This is a genomic window from Ruegeria sp. BB6, assembly GCF_056539385.1.
Genome location: NZ_JBQFUW010000012.1, coordinates 61,037 through 67,036 on the forward strand (window position 1 = coordinate 61,037; position 6,000 = coordinate 67,036).

Here is a 6,000-nt window from a genome sequence, read left to right on the forward strand (position 1 = left end):
TGCAAGGGTAAGTTCAGCTGCCTCGAGACAAGAAGTTGAGTCGCGTCCGATGATTACGAAACGCGATTGCTTCCCGTACTCTTAGACGGGCCAAGAAATTGAACCATTACCCCGCTCTCGTCGCGTGGGTGGAATTTGCGCGATATCGGAGGCAGGCTCGCTGTCCATTCGGAGCCCCGTTCGCATTCGTCTGGCAGCGCCTATCGACGGTTTCCAGCGGCGCGATGCGCTGCCCGAACTGTCCCCGGCAGTTGATCGGTTCTCCGCCCCCTTCGTCACCCAGCAGGCCGGATAGACCTGATCAGGATCAACCTGAGTTGGCTGAAGGGTCGTCCTCCTCCGGCAATGGAACAAGCGGTTCATCATGCGGGAGGTCGATCCCTTCATCACTGGTCACTCTGTCCGAACTCAGATCCTCGGCCGCCGCGGGATCATCCAGCATGGTTGGATCCAGCGTCGGTGCGTCGGTCAGCATATCCGCATCAACACCGAGCGCCGCAGTGTAGGGATTGGCCGGCTCGGAATCCTGTAGCTGTGTCGGAACGTCGGAATACGGGCCCGCCCCAACTGCATCAAGATAGGCGTTCACCGGGTCGCCTTGATGGAGAGATGAGCCGTCCTGCCCGTGGTGCTCGTCTGGGGTATCGAAGCCTCTGCTATCCTGAATAGCGGGATCGTTCTCGCTGCCTGCCCTCGCGGCGAGAGATACATCCATGTCGTCGGTCAGTCCGAGCGCGGCAGCAGACGGGTCCTGAGTATCGTCGCCAAGCGTCACTTCGAAAACTGGCCCATCGTCACTCGGGGAGTCGTGTTGCTGTGGTGTTACCGGAACAATATCGATACCGATCAGGGTCGTTTGATCGACGTGGTGGCCGCTCGCTCCATGCACGCTCTGGACGTTGATATTGACCTGCACATCTGCATCGGACGTGTGCGCGCCATGCTGGAGGATGTGGAAAGTGTCGGTGTGACGCCCCGATGCTGCTCCGCCGCCGCCGTGTTTGATCACTGCAGATTGCGCTTGGTAGTGATAATCAAAGTGTCCAGTTTGCGGGTTGATGGTCAATGTCCCGTATTGGCCCTGGAGCGACAACACGCCGTGTCCGTGCCCGTTGTCGATCGACCAGCCACCTGATCCGCCGGTCAGTGTGCCGGAAAGATGGGTCGTGCCCGTACCATGTACCTGAGTTGCAGTGGGCGGTGTCGGCGCCGCGGTCACATCCAACGTCGCCGTTGCACTGCGTGTTGCATGTCCGTCCGTGACGGAAATCGTTACTGGGACATCGGTATGGCTGGCGCCAGCTGCGGGGGTAAACACCCAATTGCCGCCAGATTGGTGGAAGCTTCCATATTGCGGGTCGACCTGAACATTTGAGATAGACAGCTGATCGCCTCGGTCCACATCGGTTGCATGAACAGCCGCCAGCAAATCTGCGGTCGAGATGGTTTTACCCGCACCTGGTTGTGTGGCGCCAAGATCTCCCGGCGTTACAATCGGCGCATCATTCGTCCCGGTTATGATGATCTGGACCGGCTGCTTTGTGCCATCCAGCGTTGTGACGGTGAATGAGTCGGTGAGGGTTTCTCCCTCACCAAGCGCTTGAACCCTGCCGTCTGTCTGATCGACCCGATAGGTCCAGTGACCGCGGCTGTCGATCTCATAAGCGCCAAAACCACCGTCCGAAGGTCTGGGCTGCCCATAGTTCGTACGATCGGTGCCGCTCTGTCCCCAATCCGGATCGTGTACGTTGAGGGTTCCGCGGGCCACAGTCCTGGTGTCCTCGACCACGGTCCCAGATGTATCGCCCGTGATCTTGGGAACATCCGCGGTGCCCTCAACTGTAATGTTGACGCGATGAGTCGTGCCGTCGACACCACGCACCTCAAAGTAGTCGTAGATGAGCTCGCCTTCGTGCAGGGACTGCCGCGAAGGAGGCAGGGTGAAGGTCCAGTTTCCGGCGGCGTCGATTGAATAGGTTCCAGCGTTGTGCGGTGCCTGAGCATTTGTCACAGGTACAAAAGCCGCGACGCCACCATCCGGATCCGAGATGTTCAGCTTGCCGGATGTGGACGGAGCGTTGTCCTCCTTGACATGCCCGGAATCTGTTCCCGTGATGATCGAAGCATCGGGCGTTGCGCCAAGCGTGAGAGACGCTTTCTGTGCGGTGTTTCCGCCGTGACCGTCGGTCACCTGATAGCTCAGGCTGACGGGGCCGTTATAGTCCTTGTCCGGCGTGAAGGTGAACGACCCGTCCAGGTTGGACGTGATCGTGCCGTGGCTCGCCGTCAGCCCCGTGACCGACAGCTGATCGCCGGTGTCGACATCCGTCGCATGCTCCAGCAACTGCGCCGCCGTGATCTGTACCGTCTTGTCCTCGGTGCCGCCGGGCAGGGCGACCGGGCCGCTGACGCTGGGGCCGTCATTGGTGCCTGTCACGGTGATGACGAGGTTCTCGGTGTCGGTGGCGCCGGTCTTGTCGGTGACCGTGACCGGGATGGTGATCTGTTGCGGCTGACCCGCCGCAAGATGCTGGTAGGCCGCGTCGGTCGGATCAAAGTTCCAGCTGCCGTCCGCATTCAACGTGAAGCCGGCCGGCGCAGCGCCGCCCAGCGAATAGGTCTGCGTGTCGCCCGTATCCACATCGGTCGCCGACATCTGCCCGGAGACCGCCTTGCCATCCTCCGTCGCCGAGGCCGTCGCGGCAGACAGAACAGGCGCGTCGTTCGTCCCGTGGATCGTGATCTTGATTTGATGGGTTGTTCCATCGGCCGTGCTCACCCGATAGGTAGCATAGCCCTCCTCACCTGCTGCGAGGCTCTGGACCGCAGCATGCGAGTTATCCACTGCGTAATGCCAGTTTCCATAGCGATCGATATGGAGGCTTCCGCCAAAAGGATCAGAGACCGCATGTTCTCCCCACATGGAGTAATGGAAGTGGTTCCATGCGGTTCCGTCGGGATCCGAGACGCTCAAGGTTCCGTCGGCGACAATCGGATGCGCCGAAGACGGTCCGACATTCTTGTCTTCGGTCAAATCGCCCGTATCCGTGCCGGAAACAACCGCGGCATCGCCTACTGGTACGAGGGTCGTCGTGGCTCCAGTATGGGTCACACCGCCATGGGCATCCTTCACGTCATAGGTGAAGTGAACGTTGCCGTTGTAATCCTTTTCTGGGGTGAAGGTGTAGGTGCCGTCAGGGTTGGCGCGGACCGAGCCGTGATCGACCCGCAGCGCGTCGATGGTGAGTTTGCCCGCATCATTGGCGTCCACATCGACCGTGTTGGCGAGAAGCTGCGCCTTGGTGAGCGTCTGCGCCGTGTCCTCGGTACCAGCCCGTAGAACGACTTCAGAAGAGCAATAAGGCCGGTCATTGCTGCCATGGATGGTGATCACGATGTCATGCGGCGTGCCATCCTTGGAATGCACAGTGATCGTGTCGGTGAGCGTCTGATTCTCGCCCAGCTGATCAATCGCCGTGCCGCGGGTGGTGGGCCGCCCGTCAAAGAACCGCGACTTTCCGACGTCAGCGCTGTAGAACCATTCGCCATTCTCGCGGAGCATCAGGTCTCCGTACGTGCCGTGATATGTGTATCCCGGCCCATGGGTATCGAAGGACGCCTCGCCAGCATCGGCATCGATAATCGTCAATGTCCCAGAAGCCTTGATAGTTTCCTGATCGAGCGTCGACATACCCAGCTGATGCTGGTCGGGCGACATGTCCACTCCAGCTGTGTTTTCCGTCACATCGCCGGTATCAACGCCGCCAATAATGGCAGCGTCTCCGACTGCCGCCAATGTCAGGTTGGCGGTTTGCGCGGTGTTTCCACCATGACCGTCGGTGACGGTGTAGCTCAGTGTCACTGGGCCATTGTAATTGGCGTCCGGCGTGAAGGTGAAGCCGTGGGCCGCGTCGCCGGTGATGGTTCCGTGGCTGGCGCTCAGCCCGGTCACCGAGAGCTGGTCGCCGGTGTCGATATCCGTGGCATGTGCCAGCAGCTGGGCCGCTGTGATCTGTACCGGTTTGTCCTCGGTCCCGCCGGGCAGTGTGACCGGGCCGGTGACCGCCGGTCCGTCGTTTGTTCCGGTGACGGTGATGGTCAGGTCTTGCGTGTCTGTGGCGGTGCCGTCAGTGACCTTGACGGGGATGGTGACCTGCTCGGTCGCGCCTGCGGCAAGGTGCTGATAGGCCGCGTCGGTTGGATCAAAACTCCAACTCCCATCGGGGTTCAGCGAGAACCCGGCGGGTGCCTGGTGGCCCAGAGAATAGGTCAGCGTGTCTCCTGTATCCACATCTGTCGCCGACATCTGACCCGTGACCGAGGACCCGTCCTCGGTGGCTGACGCCGTCGCGGCCGTCAAAACAGGCGCGTCATTGGTGCCATGAACCGTAATCTCAATCTGATGGGTGGTTCCGTCTACCGAACGGATCGTCACAGTGTCCTTGACGGTCTGTCCAGCACCAAGCTGTTGTACGACCGCCAGCCGATTGTCGAGGTAGTAGATGAAATTGCCATCCGGCTGCAATAGAACGTGACCGCCAAGCTGTGTATCATAGCCAACACCCGCAGATGTCTGCGGTCCTATGTTGCCATCAAACCGCGCCTCGCCCGGATCCGGGTCAGAAATGTCAAGCTTCCCGTACACCTGAAGTTCGTAATGTGTGTTGATGTAGCCCCTGTCCTCGGTCACCGAAGGAATACTAGCATCGGTAATTGTCGCAGGATCGCCGACCGCAGCGAGCGTTGTGGTTGCTCCGGTATGGGTCACCCCGCCATGGGCATCCGTTACGTCGTAGGTGAAGTGGACCGCGCCGTTGTAATCGCGGGCGGGCGTGAACGTAAAGGTGCCGTCGCCATTGTCCCGGATCGAGCCGTGATCGGCTCGCAGCCCTGCGATGGACAGTTTGCCTGCATCATTGGCATCCACCTCGACCGTGTTTGCAAGCAATTGCGCCTTGGTCAGTGTTTGTGCGGTGTCCTCGGTGCCGGGCGCAAGCGTGACCTCGGACGCACAATAGGGGGCATCGTTACTGCCGTGGATAGTGATCGTGATGTCATGCGCTGTGCCGTCCTTGGAATAGACGGTGATCGTGTCAGTAAGCGTTTGCCCTTCGCCCAGCTGGTCAATCGCACTACCGCGCGTGGTCGGGCGACCGTCAAAGAAGCGCGCGTTCCCGGCATCGGCAGAATAGAACCATGTGCCATCCGCTCGAAGATTTAGGTCGCCGTAGGTGCCATGATAGGTGAACCCGAGCCCATGCGTGTCGAAGACAGCTTCACCCGCGTCCGGATCAAGAATCGTAAGCTGGCCGCTTGCATTCAGTGTTTCCGTTCCCAGCACTCCGATGCCCGGCTGGTGCTGATCAGGGGACTTGTCCACGCCTGCAGTGTTCTCTGCGACACTCCCCGTATCCACACCGCCAATGATGGCCTTGTCGTCGGTGCCGTTGATGGTGACGGTGATCTGCTTGGTGGTGCCGTCTACGGTGGAGACGGTCAGCGTGTCGGTCAGCTGCTCGCCGGTCTTCAGCGCCTGCACCGCCGGCTGGCCATTGTCGAGCGTGTAGCTCCAGGTGCCATCGGGCTGCACGGTGAAACTGCCTTGGGCGCCGGCCGCGCCGGTCTGCGGCACGAAGCTCGCCTGGCCTGCATCGGGGTCGGTCACATCCAGCTTGCCGCCGGTCGAGGTCAGCTTGTCCTCGGTCACCGCGCCCACCGCGGTGCCGGAGATCGCGGCCTTGTCGTCGGTGCCGTTGATGGTGACGGTGATCTGCTTGGTGGTGCCGTCGACGGTGGAGACGGTCAGCGTGTCGGTCAGCTGCTCGCCGGTCTTCAGCGCCTGTACCGCCGGCTGGCCATTGTCGAGCGTGTAGCTCCAGGTGCCATCGGGCTGGACGGTGAAACTGCCATGGGCGCCGGCCGCGCCGGTCTGCGGCACGAAGCTCGCCTGGCCTGCATCGGGGTCGGTCACATCCAGCTTGCCGCCGGTCGAGGTCAGCT

The 6,000-nt window shown here is 61.0% G+C and carries 1 protein-coding gene; it reads right to left on the bottom strand.

The window, feature by feature from the left end; all coding sequences use genetic code 11:
- Positions 1-307: 307 nt before the first annotated feature.
- Positions 308-5,971 (bottom strand): VCBS domain-containing protein, encoded by a 5,664-nt coding sequence (locus ACR0B7_RS20540; RefSeq protein ID WP_480682340.1) that lies wholly within the window; start codon positions 5,969-5,971, stop codon positions 308-310.
- Positions 5,972-6,000: the final 29 nt, after the last annotated feature.